25 protein-coding genes are annotated in these 25,925 nt (G+C 68.2%); 14 read left to right on the top strand and 11 right to left on the bottom strand.

Features of this window, described 5'->3' with window-relative positions:
* Window positions 1-21 precede the first annotated feature (21 nt).
* Both ACXAGF_RS07080 and ACXAGF_RS07075 read right to left on the bottom strand, forming a co-directional pair.
* Window positions 22-288, bottom strand: coding sequence for an ArsR/SmtB family transcription factor (locus tag ACXAGF_RS07080; RefSeq protein WP_475015581.1), 267 nt, complete (start codon window positions 286-288; stop codon window positions 22-24).
* A gap of 86 nt (window positions 289-374) precedes the next feature.
* On the bottom strand, window positions 375-830 hold the full coding sequence (locus tag ACXAGF_RS07075) for an Lrp/AsnC family transcriptional regulator (RefSeq protein ID WP_475015579.1): 456 nt from the start codon (window positions 828-830) through the stop codon (window positions 375-377).
* A gap of 118 nt (window positions 831-948) precedes the next feature.
* Here ACXAGF_RS07075 and ACXAGF_RS07070 point away from each other — a divergent pair, with 118 nt between their 5' ends.
* The 5 genes from ACXAGF_RS07070 to rnd all read left to right on the top strand — a co-directional run bounded on the left by ACXAGF_RS07070 (window position 949) and on the right by rnd (window position 7,209).
* Window positions 949-1,860, top strand: a complete 912-nt coding sequence (locus tag ACXAGF_RS07070; protein WP_475015577.1) for a DMT family transporter — start codon at window positions 949-951, stop codon at window positions 1,858-1,860.
* Window positions 1,861-1,885: 25 nt separating this feature from the next.
* Window positions 1,886-3,085, top strand: coding sequence for an aromatic amino acid transaminase (locus ACXAGF_RS07065; protein WP_475015575.1), 1,200 nt, complete (start codon window positions 1,886-1,888; stop codon window positions 3,083-3,085).
* A 172-nt stretch (window positions 3,086-3,257) separates the two neighbouring features.
* Window positions 3,258-4,493 (top strand): MFS transporter, encoded by a 1,236-nt coding sequence (locus ACXAGF_RS07060; protein WP_475015574.1) that lies wholly within the window; start codon window positions 3,258-3,260, stop codon window positions 4,491-4,493.
* 79 nt (window positions 4,494-4,572) lie between these two features.
* A complete protein-coding gene (locus ACXAGF_RS07055) occupies window positions 4,573-5,970 on the top strand; it encodes a multicopper oxidase family protein (protein WP_475015572.1) in 1,398 nt (465 codons plus the stop codon).
* A gap of 93 nt (window positions 5,971-6,063) precedes the next feature.
* Window positions 6,064-7,209, top strand: coding sequence for a ribonuclease D (rnd, locus tag ACXAGF_RS07050; protein WP_475019232.1), 1,146 nt, complete (start codon window positions 6,064-6,066; stop codon window positions 7,207-7,209).
* Between the two features lie 6 nt (window positions 7,210-7,215).
* Here the strand turns inward: rnd and ACXAGF_RS07045 are convergent, their stop codons facing one another.
* A complete protein-coding gene (locus ACXAGF_RS07045; RefSeq protein ID WP_475015571.1) occupies window positions 7,216-7,623 on the bottom strand; it encodes a DUF2000 family protein in 408 nt (135 codons plus the stop codon).
* Between ACXAGF_RS07045 and ACXAGF_RS07040 the strand changes: the two genes are divergently transcribed.
* From ACXAGF_RS07040 to ACXAGF_RS07030, 3 genes are all read left to right on the top strand, one after another.
* Window positions 7,622-8,524, top strand: coding sequence for an AraC family ligand binding domain-containing protein (locus tag ACXAGF_RS07040; protein ID WP_475015570.1), 903 nt, complete (start codon window positions 7,622-7,624; stop codon window positions 8,522-8,524). The two genes, ACXAGF_RS07045 and ACXAGF_RS07040, sit on opposite strands and share 2 nt — an antisense overlap.
* 40 nt (window positions 8,525-8,564) lie before the next feature.
* Entirely contained in the window at window positions 8,565-9,065 is a 501-nt protein-coding gene (locus ACXAGF_RS07035) for a phosphatase domain-containing putative toxin (protein ID WP_475015569.1), read from the top strand.
* 253 nt (window positions 9,066-9,318) lie between these two features.
* Window positions 9,319-10,677 carry an esterase-like activity of phytase family protein gene (locus ACXAGF_RS07030; protein ID WP_475015568.1) on the top strand — a complete coding sequence of 453 codons (1,359 nt, stop codon included), beginning with the start codon at window positions 9,319-9,321 and terminating at the stop codon, window positions 10,675-10,677.
* Between the two features lie 62 nt (window positions 10,678-10,739).
* Here the strand turns inward: ACXAGF_RS07030 and ppx are convergent, their stop codons facing one another.
* The 5 genes from ppx to ACXAGF_RS07005 form a co-directional block, all read right to left on the bottom strand.
* The gene (gene ppx, locus ACXAGF_RS07025) at window positions 10,740-12,260 is read right to left on the bottom strand and encodes an exopolyphosphatase (RefSeq protein WP_475015567.1); all 1,521 of its coding nucleotides are present in this window, start codon (window positions 12,258-12,260) and stop codon (window positions 10,740-10,742) included.
* Between the two features lie 12 nt (window positions 12,261-12,272).
* On the bottom strand, window positions 12,273-14,471 hold the full coding sequence (locus tag ACXAGF_RS07020) for an RNA degradosome polyphosphate kinase (protein WP_475015566.1): 2,199 nt from the start codon (window positions 14,469-14,471) through the stop codon (window positions 12,273-12,275).
* A gap of 62 nt (window positions 14,472-14,533) precedes the next feature.
* Window positions 14,534-15,235: a DnaA regulatory inactivator HdaA gene (hdaA, locus tag ACXAGF_RS07015; RefSeq protein ID WP_475015565.1), complete on the bottom strand. Its 702-nt coding sequence runs from the start codon at window positions 15,233-15,235 to the stop codon at window positions 14,534-14,536.
* A gap of 12 nt (window positions 15,236-15,247) precedes the next feature.
* Window positions 15,248-16,441 (bottom strand): AI-2E family transporter, encoded by a 1,194-nt coding sequence (locus ACXAGF_RS07010; protein WP_475015564.1) that lies wholly within the window; start codon window positions 16,439-16,441, stop codon window positions 15,248-15,250.
* A complete protein-coding gene (locus ACXAGF_RS07005; protein ID WP_475015563.1) occupies window positions 16,408-16,932 on the bottom strand; it encodes a CDP-alcohol phosphatidyltransferase family protein in 525 nt (174 codons plus the stop codon). Before ACXAGF_RS07005 ends, ACXAGF_RS07010 begins: the two co-directional genes overlap by 34 nt.
* Window positions 16,933-17,152: 220 nt before the next feature.
* Between ACXAGF_RS07005 and purM the strand changes: the two genes are divergently transcribed.
* Window positions 17,153-18,226: a phosphoribosylformylglycinamidine cyclo-ligase gene (purM, locus tag ACXAGF_RS07000; protein WP_475015561.1), complete on the top strand. Its 1,074-nt coding sequence runs from the start codon at window positions 17,153-17,155 to the stop codon at window positions 18,224-18,226.
* On the top strand, window positions 18,223-18,891 hold the full coding sequence (gene purN / locus ACXAGF_RS06995) for a phosphoribosylglycinamide formyltransferase (RefSeq protein ID WP_475015560.1): 669 nt from the start codon (window positions 18,223-18,225) through the stop codon (window positions 18,889-18,891). The genes purM and purN overlap by 4 nt, the downstream gene beginning before the upstream one ends.
* Window positions 18,892-19,331: 440 nt before the next feature.
* Here purN and ACXAGF_RS06990 read toward each other — a convergent pair whose 3' ends face one another.
* Window positions 19,332-19,940, bottom strand: a complete 609-nt coding sequence (locus ACXAGF_RS06990) for an NUDIX domain-containing protein (RefSeq protein WP_475015559.1) — start codon at window positions 19,938-19,940, stop codon at window positions 19,332-19,334.
* Window positions 19,941-20,026: 86 nt separating this feature from the next.
* Window positions 20,027-22,141, bottom strand: coding sequence for a molybdopterin-containing oxidoreductase family protein (locus ACXAGF_RS06985; protein WP_475015558.1), 2,115 nt, complete (start codon window positions 22,139-22,141; stop codon window positions 20,027-20,029).
* Between the two features lie 86 nt (window positions 22,142-22,227).
* Between ACXAGF_RS06985 and ACXAGF_RS06980 the strand changes: the two genes are divergently transcribed.
* From ACXAGF_RS06980 to ACXAGF_RS06965, 4 genes are all read left to right on the top strand, one after another.
* The gene (locus ACXAGF_RS06980) at window positions 22,228-23,091 is read left to right on the top strand and encodes a 23S rRNA (adenine(2030)-N(6))-methyltransferase RlmJ (protein ID WP_475015556.1); all 864 of its coding nucleotides are present in this window, start codon (window positions 22,228-22,230) and stop codon (window positions 23,089-23,091) included.
* A gap of 124 nt (window positions 23,092-23,215) precedes the next feature.
* Window positions 23,216-23,671 carry a hypothetical protein gene (locus tag ACXAGF_RS06975; RefSeq protein WP_475015555.1) on the top strand — a complete coding sequence of 152 codons (456 nt, stop codon included), beginning with the start codon at window positions 23,216-23,218 and terminating at the stop codon, window positions 23,669-23,671.
* A gap of 3 nt (window positions 23,672-23,674) precedes the next feature.
* The gene (locus ACXAGF_RS06970; protein WP_475015554.1) at window positions 23,675-24,382 is read left to right on the top strand and encodes a ribonuclease T2 family protein; all 708 of its coding nucleotides are present in this window, start codon (window positions 23,675-23,677) and stop codon (window positions 24,380-24,382) included.
* Window positions 24,383-24,407: 25 nt separating this feature from the next.
* Window positions 24,408-24,998, top strand: a complete 591-nt coding sequence (locus ACXAGF_RS06965) for a glutathione S-transferase (RefSeq protein WP_475015552.1) — start codon at window positions 24,408-24,410, stop codon at window positions 24,996-24,998.
* Between the two features lie 123 nt (window positions 24,999-25,121).
* On the opposite strand, the gene ACXAGF_RS06960 is transcribed toward ACXAGF_RS06965, so the two are convergent.
* Window positions 25,122-25,760, bottom strand: a complete 639-nt coding sequence (locus ACXAGF_RS06960) for an outer membrane protein (protein ID WP_475015550.1) — start codon at window positions 25,758-25,760, stop codon at window positions 25,122-25,124.
* Window positions 25,761-25,925 lie beyond the last annotated feature (165 nt).

Below are 25,925 nucleotides of genomic sequence, written 5' to 3'. Positions count from 1 at the left end.
GTCATGCAGCAGGCTGAGCCGCTACCGCTCGAATTTTCGCACCCATCGCTCATAGACCTCGTGCAGCGGCACGGGGTTGATGAAATGCAGCTTTTCCCGGCCACGCCTCACCGTGCTGACGAGGCTGGCCTCCTCCAGTATCCCGAGATGCTGCGCCGCCGACTGGCGGGCCATGTCGAGGTGTTCGCAAAGCTGGCCGAGCGTCTGCCCGTTCCGCTCGCACAGGAGGTCGAGCAATCGCCGGCGCGTCGGGTCGCCCAGCGCCTTGAAAACCTTGTCAGCGTCCATCGGTCTTTCTCGTCTGTCGGCAATTTATGCAGGCATTTGCCTGCCTGTCAAGAGCAGGCGATTACCTGCATTTCTTGTGCCCGCGTTCACAGCCGCGGGTACACCGTCGCGCGCTTCACCGTGCCGTAGGCAAAGCTGGTGTCGATGGCGGCGATACCCTCGATGCTGTGCAGCTGGTGCCGGACGAAGTGCTCGTAGTCCTTGAGGCTCTTGACCAGCACCCGCAGCAGGTAGTCGGCCTCGCCGGTCATGACATAGCAGTCCTGGATGTTGTCGATCGTCCGCACCTTGCGCTCGAACGCCGCGACCGAGCCCTCGGAATGGCGCTCGAGCCGGATGCGGACGAAGGCGGTGATCGGCAGGCCATAGGCCTCCTCGTCGACGATCGCGGTGTAGCCCGTGATCACCCTCGCCTCCTCGAGCAGCCGCAGCCGCCGCAGACAGGGCGACGGCGACAGCGCCACCTTCTCCGACAGGTCCTGATTCGACAGCCGCCCGTCCTTCTGCAGCGCCCAGATGATCTGCCTGTCCTTTTCGTCCATTTTTCCCATCCCCTTGGCAGATTCTGCCAACATTTGCCTACCCAATCGATGAAGTAGCAAGAAACCGCCTGCGAGAGAAGCATATCATCCCGTCCATTCCGATCACCGGGGCTCTGCCATGACCGATCTAGCGTCCGACCTTCACCAACCCAGAACCGGGCTGCTGGCGCCGGCCACCGCCGGCTATCTCGTGCTTGCCGTCGTGGTGCTGGTCTGGGCCGGGTTTGCGCTGACGATCCGGGCGATCGGCGCCTCGCCGCTGGCGCCGGCCGACGTCGCCGTCATCCGCTTCGCCGTGCCCATCATCGCGCTGCTGCCGGTCATCCCCTCGCGCCTCGCTGCACTGCGGCGGATCCGCCCGCGCGACGCGGCCCTGGTGCTGCTCGGCGGCGTGCCGTTCTTCTTCATCGCCTCGGAAGGCGCACGCACGACCTCGGCCGCCTATGTCGGTGCGCTGATCGCCGGCACCGCACCGCTTTCGGTGGCCGTGCTGACCTGCCTGATCGAGCGCCGCTTCCTGCCGCGCCGGCAACTCCTGCCGCTGGCGCTAATCCTTGCGGGAGCCGCCGGCATCGTCCTTGCCGACCAGCACGCCGTCACCGCCGAGACGCTGCACGGCGTCGGCTGGCTGCTGGGCGCCAGCCTGCTCTGGGGCGCCTACACCATCGGCCTGCGCCGCACCGGCGTCGATGCGATCACCAACGGGCTGCTGCTGTCGACCTGCTCGCTCGTCGTCGCCCTCGCCCTGCTGCTCTCCGGCGCCGTCACCACCCATCTCGGCCAGTTCGCGCTGCACGCGGCGCTGCCGTTTATCCTGATCCAGGGGCTCGGCGTCGGCCTCATCTCGACCGTCGGCTACGCCTTTGCCGTCTCCCGGCTCGGCGCCGCACGGAGCGCGACCTTCGGCTCGCTCGCCCCGGCGCTGGCGAGCCTGCTGGCGATCCCCTTCCTTGGCGAGCCGCTGACGCTCGCCACCGCCGCCGGCATCGCCGTCATCACCGCCGGCGTGATCCTGGCCAACCGCGCCTAGCCGCCCAACGACCCTGAGGGACCCCATGCTTGCCAGCCTGCCCGTCGCCGAACCCGATCCGCTGTGGACCCTGATCAACGCATTCGCGCGGGACCGCCGGCCGGACAAGATCGACCTCGTCGTCGGCGTCTACCGCGACGCGTCGGGCCAGACCCCGGTGATGGCGGCGGTGCAGGCGGCCGAGGCTCGACTGGCCGCGGCCGCCGCCTCCAAGGCCTACCGCGCGCTGTCGGGGAACCTCGAGTTCAACGACGCCATCGCCCGCTTCCTGCTTTCGGCCGACGGCGAGGCGCTTTCGCGCCAGTGCACGATCCAGACCGTCGGCGGCACCGGCGCGCTGCGGCTGCTCGCCGACTTCATCGCCCTCGCAACCCCTCAGGCGACCGTGTGGAACACCGATCCCGGCTACGTCAACCACCGCCCGATCATGAGCGCGGCCGGGCTCAGGGTGCGGACCTTCCGCTGGCGGGAGACGGAGACGGGGCTGGACATGGCCGCCGTCCTGTCCGACCTGGGGCAGGCCCGGCGCGGCGACGTCGTCATCCTGCACGGCTGCTGCCATAACCCGTCCGGCATCGACCCGAGCCTGGAGCAATGGCGCCAGCTCGCCGCGTTCTGCCGCGATAACGGCCTGATCCCGCTGGTCGACATGGCCTACCAGGGCTTCGGCGCGGGCACCGACACGGACGCGGCGGGGCTGCGGCTGCTGGCGGCAACGGTCGATACGGTGCTGGTGGCGGCGAGTTGCTCCAAGAACATGGGGCTCTATTGCGAACGCACCGGCGCGGCGATGGTGATCGCGCCCGACCGGGCGCCGCTTGCCAACATCCGCGCCACGCTCGAGCGCATCACCCGGGCCAGCCACTCTGTGCCGCCCGAGCACGGCGCTGCCATCGCCGCGATGCTGTTCGCCGAGCCCGGCCCCTGGCTTGCGGAACTCGAGGCGAGCCGGCGCCGCGTTTGCGACATGCGCGAGGCGCTGTGCGCGGCGCTTAAGGCCCGCGGCGCGCCGGCGCAGTTCCAGGCACTGGGCCGGCAGAAGGGCATGTTCTCGCTGCTGCCGCTCGACGGCGCGCAGATGCAGCGGCTGCGCGAGGAATACGGGGTGTACGGCACCGCCAGCGGCCGCATCAACATCGCCGGGCTGCTGCCGCACCAGGTCGGACGGCTCGCCGCCGCGCTCGCCGCCGTGGCGCGAGCGCCCGTGACCGCCGGGGCCGCCTGAGGCCGGTCGCGCCGTCGCCGACCAGTGACCCGCCGCCGGCATCGTCCGCTCCGATGCCGGCACGCGCAAAAAGTGCAACCGCCGTCGCTTCTGGCCTGTCTTCGGCCGTGATCTGCCGGTAGAACCCGGTTCGACCCGCGTCGTGACCCTGATTCGCTAGCCCGGCGGCCCCATGAGCCACATCCGTCCCCTCGTCCCGCTCCTGATCACCGCCGGCATCCTGATCGGCGGCAACGGACTGCAGGGCACCTTCATCTCGCTGCGCGCCTCGCAGGAGGGGTTCTCCACCTCCATGATCGGGGTCGTCGGCGCCGGTTACAACATCGGCTTTGCCATCGGCTGCATCTATGTCAGCCGCGTGCTGCGGGCGATCGGCCACATCCGCACCTTCTCCGCCATGGCGGCGATCGCGGCGGCCTCGGCGCTGGCGATGGTGCTGGTTATCGACCCGAGCTTCTGGTTCCTGATGCGGCTCCTGGCCGGCCTCTGCTTCGCCTGCCTGTTCGCCACCGTCGAGAGCTGGCTGAACGCCAGCGTCACCAACGCCAACCGGGCGCGCACGCTGTCGCTCTACCGCCTCGTCGACCTCGGCTCGGTGACGGCGGCGCAGTACCTGATCCCCGGCGTGGGCATCGGCGGCTTCCAGCTGTTTGCCATCGTCGCGATGGCGCTGACGCTGTCGCTCGTGCCGATCTCGCTCGCCGACCGCTCCAGCCCGGTCGCACCGGAGGCGATCCGCTTCGACGTCAGGAAGCTCTGGAACATCTCGCCGCTCGCCACCATCGGCTGCATCGTCGTCGGCCTGACCAACGCCGCCTTCCGCTCGCTCGGACCGATCTATGGCGAACAGATCGGGCTGACGGTGACCGAAATCGCCAGCTTCATGAGCGCCGGCATCATCGGCGGCGTGGTGCTGCAGTACCCGCTCGGGCTCTACTCCGACAAGCTCGACCGGCGCGTCATCATCCTCGTCGCCACTCTCGGGGCGACGCTGGCGGCGCTGTTCCTGGCGACCTTCGCCGGCGGCGACGAATGGCTGAACATGGCCGGCATCTTCGTGTTCGGCGCCTTCGCCATGCCGCTCTATTCGCTGTGCTCGGCCCATGCCAACGACCATGCCGGCCCCGGCGAGCACGCGCTGGTGTCGGCCGGGATGCTGTTCTTCTGGTCGACCGGGGCGATCATCGGGCCGCTGTTCGCCTCGGTGCTGCTCGACCTGTTCGGACCGGGCGCGCTGTTCACCTACACCGCCGCGGTGATGGTGGCCTTCATGGGCTACACCGTGCTGCGCATGGGAACGCGGCCGGGCGTGCCGGCGGAACGGCGCGACCGGCGCTTCCGCAACCTGCTGCGCACCTCCGCCTTCTTCAACAAGCTCGCCGGCGAGGAACGCAACGACCGCCGCTAGGCCGCGCGCGCCATCCCGCCTTGCGGCCGCGCGGCGGCGCGGCTAATCCGCACCATCGAACCGGAACCGGGACGCCACCATGTCGATCAACCGCCGCACCCTCCTCAAGGGCACCGCGCTCGCCGCGGCGGCCTACGGCGTCGGCATGGCCGTGCCGGCCGCCCGCCGAGCGCTGGCCGGGGCCCCGGCCGAACTCGTCGCCTATGAGGGCAGCGCGCTGCTGACCGGCTCGGCCGCAACACGGGGGACGATGTCCTACCGGCTCGGCGCGGCCGGCGACGGCGCGCCGCCGGTGCTGCGCCTGCGCAAGGGCGCGCCGTTCGCGGCGCGCCTCGTCAACCGCCTGGGCGAGCCGACGACGGTGCACTGGCACGGCCTTCGCATCGACAATGCGATGGACGGCGTACCCGGACTGACCCAGCCCTACGTCTATCCCGGCGACAGCTTCGACTATCGCTTCACCCCGCCCGATGCCGGCACCTTCTGGTACCACCCGCATTGCAACACGCTGGAACAGATGGGGCGCGGGCTGACCGGGCTGATCGTCGTCGAAAACCCGGACGACCCGGCATTCGACGCCGAGATCGCTCTCAACCTGCGCGACTGGCGGCTTGGCGGCGACGGCCAGTTCATCGCCGCCTTCAAGCCGCGCGACGCCGCCCGCGGCGGCACCTACGGCACCGTGCGCACGGCCAACTGGCGGCAGGCGCCGGTGCACGACGCGCCGGCCGGCGGGCTGCTGCGCCTGCGCCTGGCCGCCACCGACGTGACCCGGATCTACCGGCTCGGGCTTCAGGGCGGCGCGGCCAGCGTCGTGGCGCTCGACGGCAATCCGCTGGCGGCCCCCTTCCCGCTCGAACTGGTCGATCTCGGCCCCGGGCAACGCGTCGACCTGGCGCTGCGGATGCCGGACAGCGAAGGCGCGGTCGCAAGCCTCGTCAACGTCCGCGGCAGCACGCCCTGGACCGTCGCCTCGTTCCGCGCTGTCGGCTCCAGCCTGAAGCGAAGCCTCGACGACGTGGCGCCGTTGCCGGCCAATCCGATCGCGCCGGCCGATACGCCGGCCGCCGAAGTCGTGCCACTGGAGTTCACCGCGACGGCCGAGCACGGGGCACGGGCCAGCCACTGCGGCTCGCTCGGCTATACATTCTGGGCGATCAACCGCGTCGCCTGGCCGGGCGACACGCCGGACCCGGTGGCGCCGCTGGCCGAGCTGAAGCTCGGCCGCAGCTACATCCTGCGCATGGCGAACCGCACGCCGCACGCCCACCCGGTCCACCTGCACGGCATGAGCTTCCGCGCCGTCGCCTCGAACCGGCCGCGCCTGCTCGGCCATCCGACCGACACGATCCTGCTGCAGCCGGACGAGACGGCAGACCTCGCCCTCCTCGCCGACAACCCCGGCGACTGGATGCTCCATTGCCACATCATCGAGCACCAGAAGACCGGCATGAGCGCCTTTGTCCGGGTCAGCTGATCGGCCGGTGGCGCACTTTTCGATTGTGGCGAAATCGGGGAACGAGTAAACCATCCCCTCGAGAACGAGGCCCACCCGAGCGAATTGATGCACATCATCGAGACAACCGCGGCCTTGGCCGACGCCTGCGCGCTGCTTGCCAAGTCCGACTACCTGACCATCGACACCGAATTTTTACGCGAGACGACCTTCTGGCCGGAGCTGTGCCTGATCCAGATGGCCGGGCCGGACACGGCCGTGATCGTCGACCCGATGGCCAAGGGTATCGACCTTTCGCCATTCTTCGCACTGATGGCCGATACGAGCGTCGTCAAGGTGTTCCACGCCGCCCGCCAGGACCTCGAGATCATCTACAATCTCGGCAAGCTGATCCCGCACCCGATCTTCGACACCCAGGTCGCCGCGATGGTCTGCGGCTTCGGCGACAGCGTGTCCTACGACCAGCTGGTGCAAAAGACCCGGGGCGTGCAGATCGACAAGTCCTCGCGTTTCACCGACTGGAGCCGGCGGCCGCTGACCGACCGGCAGCTGGAGTACGCACTCGCCGACGTCACCCACCTGCGCGACGTCTACCAGTTCCTCAAGGACGAGCTGGAACGGGAGGGACGGACGCTCTGGGTGGCCGAGGAGATGGCCGTGCTGGAGGCGCCCGGCACCTACGACCTGCACCCGGACGAGGCCTGGAGGCGGCTCAAGCTGCGCGTGAGAAAACCGTTGGAACTGGCTGTTTTGCAAAAGGTCGCTGCGTGGCGCGAACGCGAGGCGCGCGGCCGCAACGTGCCGCGCTCGCGGATCCTCAAGGACGACACCATCTACGAGATCGCCCAACAGCAGCCGGCCGACGCCGAGGCGCTGGGCCGGCTGCGGACGATCCCCAAGGGCTGGGAGCGCTCGCAGTCGGGCGCGGCCCTGGTCACGGTCATCCAGGAGGCACTGGCGATCCCGAAGGCCGACCTGCCACGGCTGCCGCGGCAACCGCAGGTGCCCGAGGGAGCGGCCGCCGCCGGCGAGATGCTGAAGGTGCTGCTGAAGCTCGTGGCGGAGCAGCGGGGCGTCGCCGCCAAGATCATCGCCAACAGCGACGACCTCGACCGGATCGCCGCCGAGGGCGAGGCCGCCGACGTGGCGGCGCTGCACGGCTGGCGGCGCGAGCTGTTCGGCAACACCGCGCTGGACCTGATCGGCGGCAGGGTCGCCCTGCGCTTCGTCAACAGGAAGATCGAGGCCATCGAACTCTGACGCGCCTCAGGCGTGCAGCTTCGCTCCCTTGGTGATGCGGTCGACCGTCTTCTTGTCGCCATGCAGCGCGATCCCGACGACGCGGGCGTCCTGCGGCGAGAATTCGGCGAAGACGGCCCGGTTGGCCGCGTCGTGGCCGGTCGAGAACATTTCCTCGATATAGACCGAGGCCGGTACCTGCCGCTCGAGCGCGCGGGCATGGATCTTGGACAGCGACGCCGCGTCGGCGGACAGCACGATGATCGGCTGGACGCTCAGCGCGTTGTAGACATTGCCGGCGGCGTCGCGATAGGCTTCGCCGATCAGCTCCGGGTTCCGGCCGATGACGCCACCGGAGAGGAAGGCGGTAACGTTCAGCTTCTGCCAGACCTCAAGATCTTCGCGCAGAACGACGGCGAACTTGGTATCAAACATGCAGGTGTACTCCAGGAAAGACGCTGCGGACCATTCCGCGGCCAACGCGATAGCAGGCGCCATCGACGAACCGCTTGAACGTTCGTGCCAGAAACACGACCGCATCGTCGTCGCGCCGGAGCTAGCCGGCATCGAGCGGATCGAAGCCCGTTTTCACGGCAAGGGGTTCGAGCCGCACCGGCACGACACCTACGGGCTCGGCGTCACCCTCGACGGCATCCAGACCTTTCGCTACCGCGGAGTGGAGCGCTTCAGCCCCCCGGGCCATGTCATCCTGCTGCATCCGGACGAAGTGCACGACGGCGGCGCCGGCACGGACGACGGTCTCACCTACCGCATGATGTATGTCCCGCCGGAGCGCGTCCTGCCGGCGGCCTTCGAACGGGGGCGCGCGTTGCCGTTCGTTGCAACGCCGGTCGTCGACGATCGGCGGCTGGCGCAGCTGCTGCTCGACGCCTTCGGAAACGGGGATGAAACCCCCGAGCCGTTGGGGCTCGACGAGATGCTGGCGGAGATCTCGACCGCGCTGCTCGACCTTGCCGGAGCGCCGCCAGCGCCCACGGCGCGGCGGGCGCATCCGCAGCTGCTCCGCGCCTGCGACTTCCTGCGCGACAACCTCGCCCGGCGCGTAAGTTCAACCGATCTCGAAGCGGTGACCGGCCTCGATCGCTTTGCGCTGGCACGACAGTTCCGACGCTACCTCGGCACGAGCCCGCACCGCTACCTGGTCATGCGCCGGCTCGAACGGGCGAGGTCCCTGATCCTGGCCGGGCAAAGCATTGCCGAAACGGCGTATGCCAGCGGCTTTGCCGACCAGGCGCACCTCAACCGGCATTTCAGGAAGGCACTAGGCATGACGCCGGGCCGCTTCGCCATGCTCGCCGCCCAGCGCGCGGGCTAGATCATTTTGCCGGCCGGTCCAACTCCGCTAGAATAGCGGCATGGACGTCGCCGGAAAATTCGCCATCTCGACCGTCGTCCTGCCCGCGGGCGGACGGATCGGCATCAGCTGTATTCCCGGGCGCGACGGCGAGTATGCCGCCGACCTGGAGGCGATCGCCGACTGGGGCGCGAACGTCGTCGTCTCCATGACGGACACGATCGAGATGGAGGCGCGCGGCTGCGGCGACCTCGGCGCTCAGTTGGCGAGCCGTGGCATCGGCTGGCTGCACCTGCCGCTCCGGGACCTGGGCGGGCCGACCGGTGCGAGCTGCGAGCGGTGGGCGGGCTATTCCACGCAGGTGCACGGCGTCCTCGACGGCGGCGGCGCCGTTCTGGTTCATTGTCATGGCGGGCACGGGCGCGCCGGCATGGTGGCGCTCAGGCTGCTGGTCGAACGCGGCGAGGTGCCGGAGACGGCGCTGCAGCGCATCCGCGCCGTGCGTCCCGGCGCGGTGCAGACCGAGGGCCAATACCGCTGGGCTGCCGCCGCAGCGCGGTGACCGAACGATCAGGCGGGCGCGGCGGTCCGAGCACACTCTAGCGCGAGCCGGTCCGGGACCGCCCCGGTGCAGCCGTTCGTCCGATCGATCCCGCAGCGGACTGGGCCAACGCCTGCTCGCGCCGGCTGCGGACGTCAGCCGCCCACAACGAAGCCGCCGCCGGGCGTCACCAAAGCTTCAGGCAGCCGTCAAGCGGCGGTCATGCAAGGCGCCTATCGCAGGCGTGTTTCAACTTCTCCTCACGGTGACCTTCATGACCAAGACATTCCTTACCGGCGCCGCCCTCGCCGCCCTTCTTTCCGGCACCGCCCTTGCGGGCGAAACGGAGTTTCCGGCAACGCTGAGGGCTCACGCGATCCTCCCCGCCGACACCATCATCGCCGCCCCCGCCGATGCGGCCGACCACCTCAAGACATCGGGCAAGTTCACCACAGCCGACCGCCAGCGGGCCGCGACCGCCGGTAGCGTCCCGGGCAGGGACGGCGTGCGTGCGACCGGGCTGTCGCTGCCCTTCGAGGGCCAGCCGATGCAGGGCTTTTCGGGCATCAGGGCGATGGCGGACGGCACGTTCTGGACCCTGTCCGACAACGGCTTCGGCAGCAAGCTCAACTCGACCGACGCGATGCTGATGATCCACAACGTGCGCTTCGACTGGGACAAGGGCACGCTCGAGCCGCTACGAACCGTGTTCCTCTCCGATCCGGACCACAAGGCGCCCTTCCCGATCGTGATGGAGGGAGCCGAAAGGCGTTACCTCACCGGCGGCGACTTCGACGTGGAATCGATCCAGCCGGTCGAGGACGGCTTCTGGATCGGCGAGGAATTCGGTCCGTATCTGTTGAAGTTCGACGGCGACGGCCGGCTGACCGACGTCGTCGCCACGGAGGTGGACGGCAAGCCGGTGCGATCGCCGGACCACGCGGCGCTGGCGGTGCCGGCCGACCCGTCGAAGCCACTGCCGGCCTTCAACCTCAAGCGCTCCGGCGGCTACGAGGGCCTGGCGCTGTCGCGGGACGGAACACGGCTCTACGGCCTGCTGGAAGGCCCGCTCTGGGTCGACGGAGAATCGGTCGAGCAGGCCGGCGGCCGCCCGGCGCTTAGGATCGTCGAGTTCGACCGCGCCACCAAGGCCTGGACCGGCCGCAGCTGGCTCTATCCGCTCGCCGAGGGCGGCGAGGCGATCGGCGACTTCAACATGCTCGACGAGACGACGGCGCTTGTGATCGAGCGCGACAATGGCGCCGGCACCGCCGACCGGGCCTGCGCCGACCCGAACGACCCGAAGCCGGACTGCTTCGCCGCCGCCGCGAAGGTGAAGCGCGTCTACAAGATCGAGATGGGCGCCGATACCGTCGGCAAGGCGGTGCGCAAGATCGGCTACATCGACCTGCTGAAGATTGCCGACCCCGACAACAGGAAGCGCCAGGGTGGCGGCGACGGCTTCTACGACATGCCGTTCGTGACGATCGAGAACGTCGACCGGGTGGACGAGGCGCACATCATCGTCGGCAACGACAACAACCTGCCCTTTTCGGCCGGCCGTTTCCTCGATCGGGCCGACGACAACGAGTTCGCGCTGATCGAGGCGGGCGACCTGCTGGCAGCGAAGTAGCCGGACGATGCGCCGCCGCCGCCCCGGTGGCGGCGCATGCCGGCTCGCCCGGCTGAGGGCACCTATTCGAAACGGAACGCGATCTTCTTGCCGGTGAGCTTTGCCAGCTGCTGCAGCCGGCCCTCGATGCGCTCGCCGGCGAAGTCGTGGTAACGCGCCGGGACGACGAATTCGAGGTCGAGGTCGGGCGTGCCGGCCGGGCGGATCGACAGATGCGGCACGATCCCGGGCATGGAAGCGGAGAAGAGATAGACGACGCGCAGAAGGCCGCCCAGCAGCTTGGCCAGCATCAGCAGGCGCGGCGTCGCGATCGCGGCAAGCGGGCCGGAGGCGCCGTCGTCGTAGAGCCCCTCGAAGCGGTAGTAGTTCGCCAGCGCGATATAGGCCCGGCCCGGATGGGTGATGCCGATGAAACTGCCGTGCGAGATGATATTGAGCGCCTGCAGGCCGCGATAGTCCGGATGCGCGCGCCAGCTGATGTCGGCCAGCAGGCAGGCGGCCTGGCGGTAGCGCGCCTCCGCCTCGGTCTCCTCGACGCCGAAGGCCGGCAGGGCCCGGCCGGTCCACTCGGCCAGCTCGCGCGCGTGCTCGGGCGAACGGGCGCGCAGGATCGCCAGTTCGTCGGCGGCCGCAAGCAGGGGATCGCGCGCCTTTTCCGATTCCGGCAGCAGCGAATAGAGATAGCCTTCGCGCACGCCCTGCGCCGAGAACGAGATCTTCGCCGGGCGCATCAGCGCGATCGCCTCCTGCATGGCGACGGCGCCATAGGGCAGCAGGTTACGGCGGTTCTTCGAGATGGTGGCGTAGGCCGGGTCCTTGCTGTCCTTCGTCGTGACGACGTAGGTGAGAAACTCCATCGCCTCGGCAAAAGAGATGTCGTAGCCCTGCATCATGTGCAGCGGGTAGTCGTTGACCTCCATGTGGAGCTTGGCCAGCGAACGCCAGGTGCCACCGACGGCGTAGAAGGTCCGCCCCTCGCCGCGCTTCAACAGGCCGGCGGTCTTCAGCAGGCGGCGCGCCACCACCCGCGCCTGGGCGATCGAGCCGCCCGAGGCTTCCGACAGCCGGATCCCGCCGAGCGGCAGGGTCAGTCCCCCGCCGATGGCCTCGCCGGCGAGGTCGACCAGTTCCAGCGAGCCGCCGCCGAGATCGCCGACGATGCCGTCCCGCTCATGGAAACCGCTGACGATGCCGAGCGCGGAGAAATAGGCCTCCTCCTCGCCGGTCAGCACGCGCACCTTGTGCTCGAGGATCGCCTCGGCCCGCTCGATGAAGTGCGGACCGTTCTCGGCCTCGCGCGCGGCGGCGGTGGCGAGCGCGTACATCCGCGTCGCACGCGCCTGGCTGGACAGCGCCTTGAAGCGATCGAGCGCGCCGAGCGCCCGCTCGACGCTCGCCTCGTCCATGCGGCCGGTCTTGGCCAGCCCCTTGCCCAGCCCGCACATGACCTTCTCGTTGAACAGGATGGCAGGCGCGCGGCTCATGCCCTCGTAAATGACAAGGCGTATCGAGTTCGACCCGATATCGACGACCGACACCGGGGCAATACCCGGCAGGCGCCCCTGCGCTTCCGATTCAACCATGCAGTTCCAAATTTACCGTTTGCGCAGGCTCTTCCAGCCGGCGATCGCCTTCGGCGCGCTCGACTTCAGAGCACCACCCCGGCCGGAAAGGCTCGGGTTCGTCATGAAATAGTGCTGCGCATTGAACGGCTCGGTTCCCGAGGCCACCTGGATGCGGCGCGAGGTGCCGTCCGGCAGGATCTCGTAGCTTTGCTGATTGTCGATCAGGTTGGCCAGCATGATCTGCGAAAGTACCTGTTCATGCACAGTGCGGTTGGTCAGGGGAACCAGCGTCTCTACCCGCCGGTCCAGGTTACGCGGCATCAGATCCGCCGAGCCTATATAGACGAGCGCCTTCTCCGAGGGAAGCCCGTGCCCGTTGCCGAAGCAGAAGATGCGGGAGTGTTCGAGGTAGCGGCCGACGATCGACTTGACGCGGATGTTGTCCGACAGTCCCGGCACCTGCGGCCGCAGGCAGCAGATGCCGCGGACGACCAGATCGATTTCCACGCCGACCTGGCTGGCGCCGTAGAGCGCATCGATGATCTCCGGATCCACCAGCGAGTTCATCTTCATCCAGATCGACGCCGGCCGGCCGGCACGGGCGTGCTCGACCTCCTGGTCGATGTGCTGCAGCATGCGCGGGCGCAAGGTATGCGGCGACACCGCGATCTCCATGTCGTCCTCGGGCTCGCCGTAGCCTGTGATGAAATTGAAGATGTTCGCCACGTCGTGGGCGATCGACGGACCACAGGTGAAGAACGACAGGTCGGTGTAGATCTTCGCCGTCACCGGGTGGTAGTTGCCGGTCCCCAGGTGGCAGTAGCTGCGCAGCCTGCCCTCCTCGCGGCGCACGACGAGCGACATCTTGGCGTGGGTCTTCAATTCGATGAAGCCGAACACCACCTGCACGCCGGCGCGCTCGAGGTCGCGGGCCCAGCGGATGTTGGCCTCCTCGTCGAACCGGGCCTTGAGCTCGACCAGCGCCGTCACCGACTTCCCGGCCTCGGCCGCGTCGATCAGCGCCCGCACGATCGGGCTGTCGTTGGAGGTGCGGTAGAGCGTCTGCTTTATCGCCACGACCTCGGGATCGCGCGCAGCCTGGAGCAGAAACTGGACCACCACGTCGAAGGATTCGTAAGGGTGGTGGACCACCATGTCCTTCTCGCGGATGGCGGCGAAGCAGTCGCCGGCGTGTTCGCGGACGCGTTCGGGAAATCGCGCATTGTAGGGCTCGAAACGCAGGTCCTCGCGCGGCGCCCGGGTGATCTCCGACAGCGTGTTGAGCGCGAGCAGGCCCGGCAGCACCGCGACGCGGTTCTCCGGCACGCCGAGTTCGTTGACGACGAAGTGGCGCAGCGATTCGGGCATTTCCGAATCGGTCTCGATGCGGATCACCGAACCACGGCGTCGGCGCTTCAGCGCGGTCTCGAAGAAGCGCACCAGGTCCTCGGCCTCTTCCTCGACCTCGATATCGCTGTCGCGGATGATGCGGAACGTGCCCGAGCCCTGGACCTCGTAGCCAGGGAACAGCCGGTCGATGAACAGGCCGACGGCGTCCTCGAGCGTGATATAGCGGATGACCGTGCCCTCGTCGGGCAGGCGAATGAAGCGGTCGAGCGCCGGCGGCAGGCGCAGGAGCCCGGTCATCGGGCCGCGGTCGCGCTTGCTCACCAGTTGCAGCCCCATCGAGAAACCGAGATTGGGGATGAACGGGAAGGGATGGGCCGGATCGATCGACAACGGCGTCAGCACCGGGAAGATCGACTGCTCGAACTCCTGGGCGAGCCACTTCCGGTCCTCGCCCTTCAGCGCCGCCGGCCGGACGATGACGATGTCCTCCTTGGCCAGGTACTGCTGCAGGACGGCGAGCGAGGCCTGCTGCTCCATCTGCAGGTTGTCGATTTCCTTGAGGATCTCGTCGAGCTGCTCGGCCGGGGTCTTGCCGTCCGGGCTGCGCATGCTGATGCCCTGGCGCACCTGCCCCTCGAGACCGGCGACGCGGACCATGAAGAACTCGTCGAGGTTGGCCGCCGAGATCGACAGGAAGCGGACCCGCTCCAGCAACGGATGGGCGGAATTGAGCGTTTCCTCGAGCACGCGGCGATTGAACTGCAGCCAGGAGAACTCGCGGTTCACGAAGCGGTCGGGGCTCTTCATCAGGTCGCGGATGGCGGCACTGCCCTCCTCGGCCGGTGCTTGCGTGCCTTCAACCGTTGATATGCCATCCATTTCCATCACCGCCCCATTGTTTTTGTTCTGGCTAGAACAGTTTCACGACGCTTCTGTGACAGTCAATCCCACGGCTCCCCCGCGTCTCCCCCGGCCATGTTGCCGAGCACTTCCTGCGCCAGTGCGCGGGAAATGCGGCTGCCGCGCGACAGCGCCAGCCGGTCGAGCCGCTCGACCAGTCGCTGCGCCGCGTCGAGCGAGCGCTCCATACGGGCGACGATGTAGGCGACCAGGCGGTCGTCGACGAACAGTTGGCGGTCGGCGAAGAGCTTGACAATCACCTGCGACAGCAATTCGTCGTCCGGCTCGCCGATCTCAACGACGGTCGCGGCCTTCAGGCGGGAGCGCAGGTCGGGCAGTTCCACCGGCCAGGACATCGGCCAGAGCCGCGTCGTCATCAAGAGCGTGTGCCCGTTCTGGCGGATGTTGTTGACGACGTGGAACAGGCTGCGATCGTCGAAGCCCTTGCGGTCGACATCCTCGAACAGGACGGGCCCGGCGGCGGCCACCTCTTCCGCCCCGGCGCCCTCGACCGGGTGGATGGCGGTCGCACCCGACCGTGCCTGCCAGATCGCGGCGAGATGCGTCTTGCCCGAGCCGACCGGCCCGGCCAGGATCACCACCGGCGACGGCCAGTTGGGCCAGGCATCGACGACGGTGACGGCCGCGCTCAGCGGGTCCGAGATCAACAGGTCCTCGCGGCTGCACGCGGGGACGTGCTGGAACTCAAGCGGCAGTTGCTCGGAGGCCTTTGGCGATTTCATGCGATACACCGGTCACGGCTTCGTGTTCGAAGCGGTCTCTTTCTTCCTGGCGACAGGCGGGTTTCCCTGACCGTGATAGAGATCGCTGTCAAGGTAGCGCTGCAGGCCGAAGCGGACAAGCACGCCGACAGCGGCGGCGGCCGGCACGGCGACGAGCAGCCCGACGAAGCCGAACAGCGCGCCGAAGGCGAACAGCGCGAACATCAGCCAGACGGGATGCAGGCCGACCTGCTTGCCGACAAGCTTCGGCTGCAGGATGTTGCCCTCGACGAACTGGCCGGAAAAGAACACCGCCATCACCACGAAAATCCACAGGTAATCGGGCCAGAACTGGACGACGGCGACGCCGACCGACAGCACCAGCCCCACCAGCGAGCCGACATAGGGCACGAAGCTGATCGCGCCGGCAAACAGCCCGATCAGCAGGCCGAAATTGAGGCCGACCGCGGTCAGGCCAATGCCGTAGTAGAGCCCGAGGATGATGCAGATCGAACCCTGGCCGCGGACGAAACCGGCGATCGCCGTGTTCATCTCGCCGGCGAGCTGGCGCACCGTGTCCACGTGCTGCCGGGGAATCCAGCTGTCGACCTTGGCGATCATCCGGTCCCAGTCGAGCAGCAGGTAGAAGGCGACGACCGGAGTGACGATCAGCAGCGAGGCGATGTCGATCAGCGCCAGCCCTGAGTTCCAGATCTGCTTGAAGATCGCGGCGATCAGGCCTGCGCCCTCGGCCAGCACGCCGGCGAACCCCTCCTTGATCGTCCCCATCTGGTCGCTGATCCAGGGCGGCAGGATCTCCGGGTCGAAGCTCGTCACCAGCGATTGCAGCTGCGATATGTAGCCCGGCAGGGTGGAAAGCAGGTCGGAGGCCTGCGTCGCCAGCAGCGGGATGATGATCATCAGCGACAGGGCGAAGATGATCAGGAAGGCGACGAGAATCACCACCGTCGCCATCGCCCGGCTGAGGCCGAGCTTCACCAGGCGGTCGGCGACCGGATCGAGGAAATAGGCGAGCGCCATGCCGGCGACGAAGGGCAGCAGGATCGAACTGAACACCAGCAGGAACAGCACGAGCCCGATCAGCGCCAGCAGCCAGAAGATGGCCTGCCGCTTCAGGCTGGCGCCGCTGACATGGGTCGGCGCCGTCCTGTTCTGCTCGTCCCGCTGCCTCTTCACGGTGGCGCCCCGCGCATGTGTCGTATCCATATGATGACATAGGCCGCGCCGGAGAGAATGGTCAAGGTGGCAGCGGCGGCGATGACCGACGTAATCACCGGAGCCGCGGAGAGGCCGAAGGCAAGGCCGGTGAGAACGAGCACGATCAGCACAATCTGCACGGCGGTGTTCGCCTTCGACACGGGAACCGGCTTCGGCGCGATCGGCCGGCCTGCGACCCGCGCGGTCGCCACCGCGGCGAGGATCATGACATCGCGGCCGATCACCAGCAGCACCAGCCACACCGGCAGGTGGCCGAGATAGCCGAGCGAGCCGTAGGCGCTCGCCATCAGCAGCTTGTCGGCGAGCGGATCGAAGCGGGCACCGAAGCCGGTTTCCTGCCGCCAGCGCCGGGCCAGGAAACCGTCGACCGCGTCCGACAAGCCGGCGAGGAGAAAGACCACCAACGCCAATCGCAGCCAGCCGTGCAGCAGCAACCACGCGAACAGCGGGACGGCCAGCAGGCGCGCCACGGTGATCATATTCGGTATCGTCATTGCGCGCCGACCATGCCTCCAGCCACCCGTCGCCGGCCCGCACTGTGGCGCGGCCGACGCCCGATTTGAAGCCCCCGGTCGACACCGGCGGCACGGCCCCGGCATAATCGTCAAAAACGACCGGCGAAGGCGGGCATAGTGCTTGCACTTGCGTCCCCTTCGTGCCAATCGGGCGCACGATTGCCAGACCAGCGGAGAGCCGAGCATGAGCCAGTCTGAGAAAAACGGCCTGACCTACAGCGATGCGGGCGTCGACATCGACGCGGGCAACCTTCTGGTGGAAAAGATCAAGCCCGCCGTGCGCTCGACCCGCCGCCCCGGCGCCGACGGCGAGATCGGCGGCTTCGGCGGCCTGTTCGACCTGAAGGCGGCCGGCTTCAAGGACCCGGTCCTCGTCGCCGCCAATGACGGCGTCGGCACCAAGCTGAAGATCGCGATCGACGCCGACAGGCACGACACGGTCGGCATCGACCTCGTTGCCATGTGCGTCAACGACCTCGTCGTACAGGGCGCCGAGCCGCTGTTCTTCCTCGACTATTTCGCCACCGGCAAGCTCGACCCCGACCAGGGCGCGGCGATCGTCGGCGGCATCGCCGAGGGCTGCCGCCAGGCCGGATGCGCCCTGATCGGCGGCGAAACGGCGGAAATGCCCGGCATGTATGCCGGCGGCGACTACGACCTCGCGGGCTTTGCGGTCGGCGCCGCCGAGCGCGGCCGGCTGCTGCCGGCCGGCGACATCGCCGAGGGCGACGTGATCCTCGGGCTCGCCTCCTCCGGCGTCCACTCCAACGGCTACTCGCTGGTGCGCAAGATCGTGGCGCTGTCCGGGCTCGGCTGGGATGCCCCTGCCCCGTTCGCCACCGGCCAGACGCTGGCCGAAGCGCTGATGACGCCGACGAGGATCTACGTGAAGCCGCTCCTGAAGGCGATCCGTGAGACCGGTGCGATCAAGGCGCTGGCCCACATCACCGGCGGCGGCTTTCCGGAAAACATTCCGCGCGTGCTGCCGAAGCATCTCGCCGCCGAGATCGACCTCGACGCGGTCAGGGCGCCGGCGGTCTTTTCATGGCTGTCGAAGACCGGCGGCGTCGCCGCCAACGAGATGCTGCGCACCTTCAACTGCGGCGTCGGCATGATCGCCGTCGTCGCGGCGCAAGACGCCGAACGGGTCAGCGCGGCGGTCTCCGCCGAGGGCGAGACTGTCTTTACGCTCGGCCGGATGATCGCGCGGGGCGAAGGCGAACCCGGCACCCGCTACAAGGGCACGCTCGCCCTATGATCTCCGACACCAACCGCAGGCGCGTCGTTGCCTTCATCTCCGGCGGCGGCTCCAACATGCTGACGCTGGCCGAAAGCTGCGCGCAGGCGGACTATCCGGCCGAGATCGTCGCCGTCTTCTCCGACACGCCGGACGCCGGCGGGCTGGCCAAGGCCGCGGCGCTCGGCCTGCCGACCTTCGTCTTTGCGCGCAAGGAGTACGCCTCCAAGGAGGCGCACGAGGAAGCGATCCTTTCCGAGCTTCAGCGCCAGCGGCCGGACATCATCTGCCTCGCCGGCTACATGCGGCTGCTGTCCGGGCGCTTCATCGCGCGCTACGAAGGCCGGATCCTCAACATCCACCCCTCGCTGCTGCCGCTGTTTCCCGGCCTCGACACCCATCGCCGCGCCATCGAGGCGGGCATGAAGATCGCCGGCTGCACCGTGCACTTCGTCACCGAGGGCATGGACGAGGGCCCGGCCATCGTGCAGGCGGCCGTCCCGGTGCTCGCCGACGACACGCCCGCCGATCTCGCCGCCCGCGTGCTCACCGTCGAGCACAAGGCCTATCCGCTGGCGCTGAGGCTCGTGGCCGAAGGCAAGGCGGGGATGGAGAACGGCAGGGCGGTGACGCGAGACGCAGGCGACCGCCAGCCGCAGGACTGGCTGATCTCGTCGGGCCGGTGAAATCGACACACGTGCCGCTGACCACGGCACAGGTCGTTCACGGAACTCGAACCTGACGTCGCCCAGCCCCGCCGGAAGCCGAGGAATTGGCTTCTCGATCAGATAGGTGCATCTGCCCAGGCTTCTGATCGAGCCGTCCTGCAGCAGCTGGAAGAGGCCGGCCTGCTCTGGCAGAACCCTGTAAGCCGCAGCGCCCCCGGACCCGATGACTGTTTGCGGGTCCAGCATCGCAATGCCGCCGGGATGGAAACGCTTCAGCGGAGCCAGCGCCTCCTGATCGGCGGGTCTCAGGTTGCCGGTGGAAAATGCGGCATAGACTTTCCGCCTCGCGAGGTTTGGCTCCCACTGGTCGGGTGAAAGCGCCCCAGACGGCAGCGTCACCGCCGAGAGGGCGTAGGCGTGATGGGCGAGCGGGCCCTCCGGCCCGAGACCACTTCCGCTCAGGTCTCCGGCGCCGCAAATTCCGCGCGGTTCAACATCAGCCATTGCAGCAGCATGGCCGTCTTGGCGTCGCAGATCTCGCCCGACGACACCATGGCGAAGGCCGCATCGATCCCAAGCTCGACGACCTCGAGATCCTCGCCTTCGCCCTCGACGCCGCCGCCCGACCCGGTGCGATGGCTGGCATCGACGCTGGCGACGAAGCAGCTCACCCGTTCCGTCAGCGTTCCCGGACTGCAGTAGATGTCGAACAGGTGACGCACCCCGGCCAGCGCATAGCCGGTCTCCTCCATCGCCTCGCGCATGATCGCGTGCTCCGGGCTGTCGCCGTCGAGCAGGCCGGCCGGCGTCTCCAGCAGGAAACCGGATGGATGGCCGCCGACGAAGGCGCCGGGACGGAACTGGCGGACGAGAACCACCTGCTGGCGGACGGCGTCGACCAGCAGGACCGTCGCCGCGTGGCCGTGGTCATGGATTTCCCGGTCGAGCCGCTCGGTGCGCCCGTCGGCGCGCCTCTGCTCGACGACCAGGCTCTCGAGATGGATGAAGCGCTTCCATTCGGTCTTGCGTTCGACGATGCGCACCGCGGAGCAATTGCCTGCCTTCATGGACGGTTCCGTCAGTTTTGGGGTTCGATGGCGCCGGCCCGAATTGGCGGCGCGTTGCATTTGAGGTCGCTATCGGCCGGCGGCGCTCAGTCCCTTTCCAGCCAGACGCGGTTGTCGTGCAGCGCGGCCCCGCCATAGGGGGCGACCGGATCGGCACCGGTCAGCACGTTGATGCCCTCGCCGTCGAGATGGGCGTCGTTCGGCCAGATGCCCTCGGCGATCAGCACGCCGGGCTTGCCGTCATCCGTCACCCTGGCGTGCAGGCGGATCTCGCCGCGCGCATTGCCGAGCCGGACGACGTCGCCGCCGGCGATGCCCTTCGCCGCCGCGTCGCGGGAATGGATCATCACCTCCGGCCGGCCCTCGCGCTCGCGCGACCACTTCATCTCGGTGAAGCTGGAATTGAGATAGGTGCGCGCCGGCGGCGTGGCGAGGCGGAAGGGATGGGCGGCGTCCGGCGTCTCGATCACCTCGACATAGTCGGGGAACTCCGGCAGCGCCTGGTGCGGGCCGAGCGCGCCGATCGAGGCCGGCGGCTGGTTCGGCGCCGGCGTCGCGGTCCAGTCCGGACGGAAGCGGAACTTGCCGTCCGGATGGCCGAAGCCGTTGGCATAATGCGCGGTCTCGAAGTCCGGCTGGCAATCGATCCACCTGTCCGCGGCAAGGCCATCATAATCGGTTTCATAGTGCGGCAGCATGCCCGTGATATGCTCGCGCTCGGTCAGGCCGAAGCCCGGCAGGTGGCCGACGCCGAGGCGATTGGCCAGCTCGTCGATGACGAAGAGGTTGGTGCGCACCGTCTCCGGCGGCTCGACCAGCTTGGGGCCGAGCAGGATGTGCTGATGGCCGCCGCCGCGATAGAGGTCGTCGTGCTCGACGAACATGGTCGCCGGGATGACGATGTCGGCGAGCTTGGCCGTATCGGTCATGAAGTGCTCGTGCACGGCGACGAACAGGTCGTCGCGCAAAAAGCCGCGCCTCACCAGCCGCTGCTCGGGCGCGATATTGGCCGGGTTGGTGTTCTGGATCAGCATCGCCGTCACCGGCCCGCGCTGGCGCAGCGCCACCGGATCGCCGGTCAGGACCCGGCCGATCTGCGACTGGTCGAGCTCGCGGATGCCGGGATCGACCATGTCGAGGCCCATCAGCTCGCGCTTGTCGAGCCGGTAGATCGCGCCGTTGTTGTGGAAGGCGCCGCCGCCCTCGTACTGCCAGGAGCCGAGCACGGTGGCAACCGAGACGGCGGCATGCATCGAAACGGAGCCGTTGCGGCTGCGGGTAAAACCGTAGCCGAGGCGGAAGAAGGTGCGCTTGGTCTCGCCGACGAGGCGGGCGAAGGCCTCGATCTCCTCGACCGCGAGGCCGGTGATCGCCGAGGCCCACTTTGGGCCGCGGCTGGAAAGGTGCGCCTCGAGGCCGGCCGGATCGTCGGCGTATTTTTCCATATAGGAGCGGTCGGCATAGCCGTCGCGGAAGGCGATATGCATGACCGCGCAGGCAAGCGCGGCATCGGTGCCGGGCCGCAGCTTCAGCGCCAGGTCGGCCTGCTTCATCGTCGGATTGTCGTAGATGTCGATGACGACGATCTTCGCCCCGCGCTCCTTGCGCGCCTTGACCGCGTGGGTCATGACGTTGACCTGGGTCGAGACCGCGTTGGTGCCCCAGATGACGACGCAGTCGGCCTTGGCCATCTCGCGCGGGTCCGGGCCACGAAGGCTGCCGGTGCCCATGACATAACCGGTCCAGGCGGTGTTGGTGCAGATCGAATCGAAGAAGCCGGAATAGCGCTTGGCGTGGCGCAGGCGGTCGATCGAGTCGCGCTGCACCTGCCCCATCGTGCCGGCGTAGTAGTAGGGCCAGACGGCCTCGGAGCCGTGCGCCTGCTCGGCCTTGACGAAGGCGCCCGCGATCTCGTCGAGCGCCGCTTCCCAGGAGATCTCCTGCCACTCGCCGCCGCCCTTTTCGCCCTTGCGGCGGAGCGGCTTCAGCAGCCGGTCGGGATGGTAGAGCCGGTCGGCATAGCGGGCGACCTTGGCGCAGATGACGCCGGCGGTGTAGGAATTGTCGGCGCTGCCGCGCACCTTGCCGATCCGCCCGTCGGCACCGATCTCGATGTCGAGTGCGCAGGCGGACGGACAGTCATGGGGACAGACCGAATGGCCGATGGCGGCTTTGCCGAGATTGGGGGTCGCAACGTTCATGGCTTTTCTATATTCGAGTAGCGAAGCGCCAAGAAGGCAAAATATTCTCCCATCGCAACAATTCATCGGCGCATCACGGATATGCAATGAACTACCGCCACATCTACCATGCAGGCAATTTCGCGGACGTGCTCAAGCATGCCGTGCTGGCGCGGCTGGTGACCTACATGAAGGGCAAGGACAAGGCGTTCCGCGTGCTCGACACCCATGCCGGCCTCGGGCTCTACGACCTCTCCAGCGAGGAGGCGCAGAAAACCGGCGAGTGGCGCGACGGCATCGGCCGGCTGCTCGACGGCGAACTGCCGGCGGACGTGGCCGCGCTGCTGGCGCCCTATCTCGAGGCGGTCCGCGCGCTGAACCCCGACGGCGGCGTGCGGCACTATCCCGGTTCGCCGAAGCTGGCGCGGCTGCTGTTCCGGCCGCAGGACCGGCTGTCGGCAATGGAACTGCACCCGGACGACTACGAGAGCCTGCACCGGCTGTTCGACGGCGACTTCCAGAGCCGGATCACGCATCTCGACGGCTGGCTGGCGCTGGGCGGGCACCTCCCGCCGAAAGAAAAGCGCGGCATCGTCCTGGTCGACCCGCCGTTCGAGAAGGAAGGCGAGTACGAGCGCCTGGCGGACGGGCTGGCCCGGGCCTGGCGGCGCTTTCCCGGCGGCGTCTACTGCCTGTGGTATCCACTGAAGAAGGGCGCGCCGGTTGCGGACCTCCACGCGGCGCTGAAGGCCTTGGGCATCCCGAAGATGCTGTGCGCCGAGTTGAGCGTGAGAAGCGACCGCGAGACGACGGGACTGACCGGCTCCGGCCTGATTGTCGTCAACCCGCCCTATACGCTGAAGGCCGAGCTCGAACGGCTGCTGCCGTTCCTGAAGGAGACGCTGCGGCAGGACCGCTTTGCCTCGGCCCGCAGCTTCTGGATTGCGGGCGAGCAGAAACTCCCCTCTTGACCTTGCGCGGGCAAGGGACGCAATCTCGGCAGGGATTCACGGCGCGCCAGCGGCGGGCCAACGTCTGAGGATCGACGCGCTATCGGGCCGCCGCGGCGGCCGCCAAGCGCAGACGGAGGGGACCATGACCGTCAAACGCGCAGCCATCGCCGGAGCCTGCCTGCTCACCGTCGGCCTTACCGCAGCGGCGAATGCCGCCGACCTCGCCGGGGCCTATTCCGAGACACCACCGGCCTACGCTACCGCGCCTGCCGGCGCCTGCACCGACCGCGGCGTGCTCGGCTTCATCACCAACCGGTTCGAATACAAGGCGTCGAACTACCTCCGGCAGGACCTGTCGATCTACGAGATCCGCCGCGCCCACCTCAGCCGGTTCGAGCCGTTCAACGGCTACATCTCCTCGGTGCAGCGCGAATACTGCCTGGCCAGCGCCACGCTGACCGACGGCACCGAGCGGGAACTGGTCTACGTCATCGAACGGCCCTGGGGCTTTGCCGGGGTCGGGCGCAGCATCGAGTTCTGTATCCCCGACCTCGATCCGTGGCACGTCTACGGCTACGCCTGCGCCGCGATCCGCTGAGCCGTGCCCCCTTCGCAGTCCCCGTGCCGGCGCATCGGCCTTGCCGCGCTGCTGCTTGCGGCGGTATCCCTTTCCGGCTGCAGTGACGACCGGCAAGGCGAACGGGTCCCGGCGCCACCGGAAGGGGTCGCAAGCGTGCCGCGTGGCCAGGGCTTCGACTTCTACGTCCTGTCGCTGTCATGGTCGCCGACCTGGTGCATGGACAACGACGCGACCGGCCGCGGCGAACAGTGCCGCAGCGGCCGCCGCGCCGGCTTCATCGTGCACGGACTGTGGCCCCAGTTCGAACGCGGCCATCCGCAATACTGCCGCTCGCGCGAGCCCGACCGCGTCCCGTCCTCCCTCGGCCGGCAGTACCTCGACATCATCCCCTCGATGGGCCTGATCGGCCACCAGTGGCGCAAGCACGGCAGCTGCTCGGGACTGTCGCAGCGCGACTACCTGGCCGTGACGCGCGCAGCCTTCGAGCGCGTCGAGCTGCCGGACGCATTGGAACAGGGCTCCGGCGGCCTCGACGTGGCCAGGGCCGAGCACGCGCTGGTCGCGGCCAATCCGGGCCTCAGCGAGCGCGGCATTGCCGTGACCTGCGACGACGGCCGGCTCGACGAGATCCGCATCTGCATGACGCCGGCGCTCGACTTCCGCGCCTGCCCGGAGGTCGACCGCGCCGCCTGCCGGGCGAAGACCATCACCCAGCCGCCAGCCCGCTAGCGGCAGCCAACCAGGAGAACATTGCGTGAAGATCTTCTATTCCTCGGCCTCGCCCTACTCCACCAAGGTGCGCATGGCCGCCCACTATAGCGGGCTCGACGCCGCCCATGTCGCGACCGACACGAACGCCGACCCGGCAGAGCTGATCGCCGCCAACCCGCTCGGCAAGATTCCGACGCTCGTCACCGACGAAGGCCTCGCCGTCTATGACAGCCGGGCCATCATGCAGTTCATCGACCGCGCCACCGGCCGCAAGCTCTACCCCCGCGCCCATGCCAAGCGCACCGAGGCCGAGGTGCTCGAGGCGGCAGCCGACGGCGTCTGCGACTGCCTGCTGGCAATCGTCTACGAACGTCGCTTCCGCCCGGACGACAAGGTGCACCAGCCCTGGATCGACCGGCAGTGGTCGAAGGTGGAGCGAGCGCTCGACCATCTGGAAAAGACGATGCCGCGGCTGGGCAAGAAACCGCATGGCGGCCACTTCGCCCTGGCCGCGATGCTGCGCTACATCGAGCTGCGCTTTGCCGGGCAGTGGCAGAAGGGCCGACCGAAGCTGAAGCGATACCTGACCCGCTTCGAGGCGGCGTTCCCGGACTACGCCCAGTTCAAGGACTGAGACGCCAGGCCCGCGCCTGCGCCCGTCAGCCGAGCGCCATGCCGGCGCCGGCGGGCGGGGCCGGCAAACGAAAAGGCCGGGCGTCGCCGCCCGGCCCTGTCAGCGTCCGGCCTGCCGGCCGACTCAGAACTTGTAGCCCATGCCGAGACGGATGCTCTGCTCGTCCTGGCCGGCGTTGACGTTGCCGGAGTCGAGATCGAAGCGCTTCTCGGCATAGTCGGTGTAGCGGTATTCGACGCGGGCGGTGACCTTGTCGGTGACGAAGCCCTCGGCGCCGACGCCGGCCGTCCAGCCGTACATGGTGCGCTTGTCGGACGAGGTGGCGTCCTCCATCTTCGCACGCGAAACGGCCAGGCCGCCCGTGCCGTAGACCAGCACCGGGTTCAGGTCGACGCCGACGCGGGCGCGCAGCGAACCGTTGACGCCCTGCTCGGCCTCGCGCACCGAATTCTTGGAATCGATGCCCGAGTAGTTGACGTCGGCTTCACCGCCGTAGACCAGCTGGCCGCTCTGCATGTTGTAGCCGCCATAGACGCCGCCGCCGAAGCCGTTGGCGCCGTGGCCGCTCTGCTTGTCGAACTCACCGTGCTGCCAGGTGACCGTGGCACCGGCATAACCACCGGCCCAGTTCGGGGCCGCCGGCTCGGAATAGTCCGAAACGGGCGCCTGCGGGATCTGGTCGACGGCGTCGGCGGCACGGGCGGCCTGGACGGCGGCGATCGACAGGGCGGAAGCCATCAGGGTGAGGATCAGGGTACGCATACTATTCTCCTTTGCATGCCATGCGATGTAGCGACACATCAATTCGGCACTTACTAATATAACGGTTCGGGTCGCCCGGTTGCTGTGAAATTGAATAAAGATTGAGGATTTGAAAGAGCCAAATTGTGGAATTTTGGCGGCATAGACATGATCAAAATGCGATGT

The sequence above is a fragment of the Mycoplana sp. ABR4_002 genome, assembly GCF_056159645.1.
The sequence above is the reverse complement of the archived record's forward strand: the minus strand, read 5'-3'. Positions and strand labels throughout refer to the sequence as shown.

Coding starts and splice junctions, on each gene's coding strand:
- ACXAGF_RS07035 (WP_475015569.1), top strand. CDS start 8,565: ATGGACGTCGCCGGAAAATTCGCCATCTCGACCGTCGTCCTGCCCGCG.
- ACXAGF_RS06980 (WP_475015556.1), top strand. CDS start 22,228: ATGAACTACCGCCACATCTACCATGCAGGCAATTTCGCGGACGTGCTC.
- purM (WP_475015561.1), top strand. CDS start 17,153: ATGAGCCAGTCTGAGAAAAACGGCCTGACCTACAGCGATGCGGGCGTC.
- hdaA (WP_475015565.1), bottom strand. CDS start 15,235: ATGAAATCGCCAAAGGCCTCCGAGCAACTGCCGCTTGAGTTCCAGCAC.
- ACXAGF_RS06975 (WP_475015555.1), top strand. CDS start 23,216: ATGACCGTCAAACGCGCAGCCATCGCCGGAGCCTGCCTGCTCACCGTC.
- ACXAGF_RS07040 (WP_475015570.1), top strand. CDS start 7,622: ATGCAGGTGTACTCCAGGAAAGACGCTGCGGACCATTCCGCGGCCAAC.
- ACXAGF_RS07080 (WP_475015581.1), bottom strand. CDS start 288: ATGGACGCTGACAAGGTTTTCAAGGCGCTGGGCGACCCGACGCGCCGG.
- ACXAGF_RS06990 (WP_475015559.1), bottom strand. CDS start 19,940: ATGAAGGCAGGCAATTGCTCCGCGGTGCGCATCGTCGAACGCAAGACC.
- ACXAGF_RS07070 (WP_475015577.1), top strand. CDS start 949: ATGACCGATCTAGCGTCCGACCTTCACCAACCCAGAACCGGGCTGCTG.
- ACXAGF_RS06985 (WP_475015558.1), bottom strand. CDS start 22,141: ATGAACGTTGCGACCCCCAATCTCGGCAAAGCCGCCATCGGCCATTCG.
- ACXAGF_RS06960 (WP_475015550.1), bottom strand. CDS start 25,760: ATGCGTACCCTGATCCTCACCCTGATGGCTTCCGCCCTGTCGATCGCC.
- ACXAGF_RS07030 (WP_475015568.1), top strand. CDS start 9,319: ATGACCAAGACATTCCTTACCGGCGCCGCCCTCGCCGCCCTTCTTTCC.
- ACXAGF_RS07075 (WP_475015579.1), bottom strand. CDS start 830: ATGGACGAAAAGGACAGGCAGATCATCTGGGCGCTGCAGAAGGACGGG.
- ACXAGF_RS07060 (WP_475015574.1), top strand. CDS start 3,258: ATGAGCCACATCCGTCCCCTCGTCCCGCTCCTGATCACCGCCGGCATC.
- ACXAGF_RS07010 (WP_475015564.1), bottom strand. CDS start 16,441: ATGGATACGACACATGCGCGGGGCGCCACCGTGAAGAGGCAGCGGGAC.
- ACXAGF_RS07055 (WP_475015572.1), top strand. CDS start 4,573: ATGTCGATCAACCGCCGCACCCTCCTCAAGGGCACCGCGCTCGCCGCG.
- ACXAGF_RS07045 (WP_475015571.1), bottom strand. CDS start 7,623: ATGTTTGATACCAAGTTCGCCGTCGTTCTGCGCGAAGATCTTGAGGTC.
- ACXAGF_RS07065 (WP_475015575.1), top strand. CDS start 1,886: ATGCTTGCCAGCCTGCCCGTCGCCGAACCCGATCCGCTGTGGACCCTG.
- ppx (WP_475015567.1), bottom strand. CDS start 12,260: ATGGTTGAATCGGAAGCGCAGGGGCGCCTGCCGGGTATTGCCCCGGTG.
- ACXAGF_RS07005 (WP_475015563.1), bottom strand. CDS start 16,932: ATGATCACCGTGGCGCGCCTGCTGGCCGTCCCGCTGTTCGCGTGGTTG.
- ACXAGF_RS07020 (WP_475015566.1), bottom strand. CDS start 14,471: ATGGATGGCATATCAACGGTTGAAGGCACGCAAGCACCGGCCGAGGAG.
- purN (WP_475015560.1), top strand. CDS start 18,223: ATGATCTCCGACACCAACCGCAGGCGCGTCGTTGCCTTCATCTCCGGC.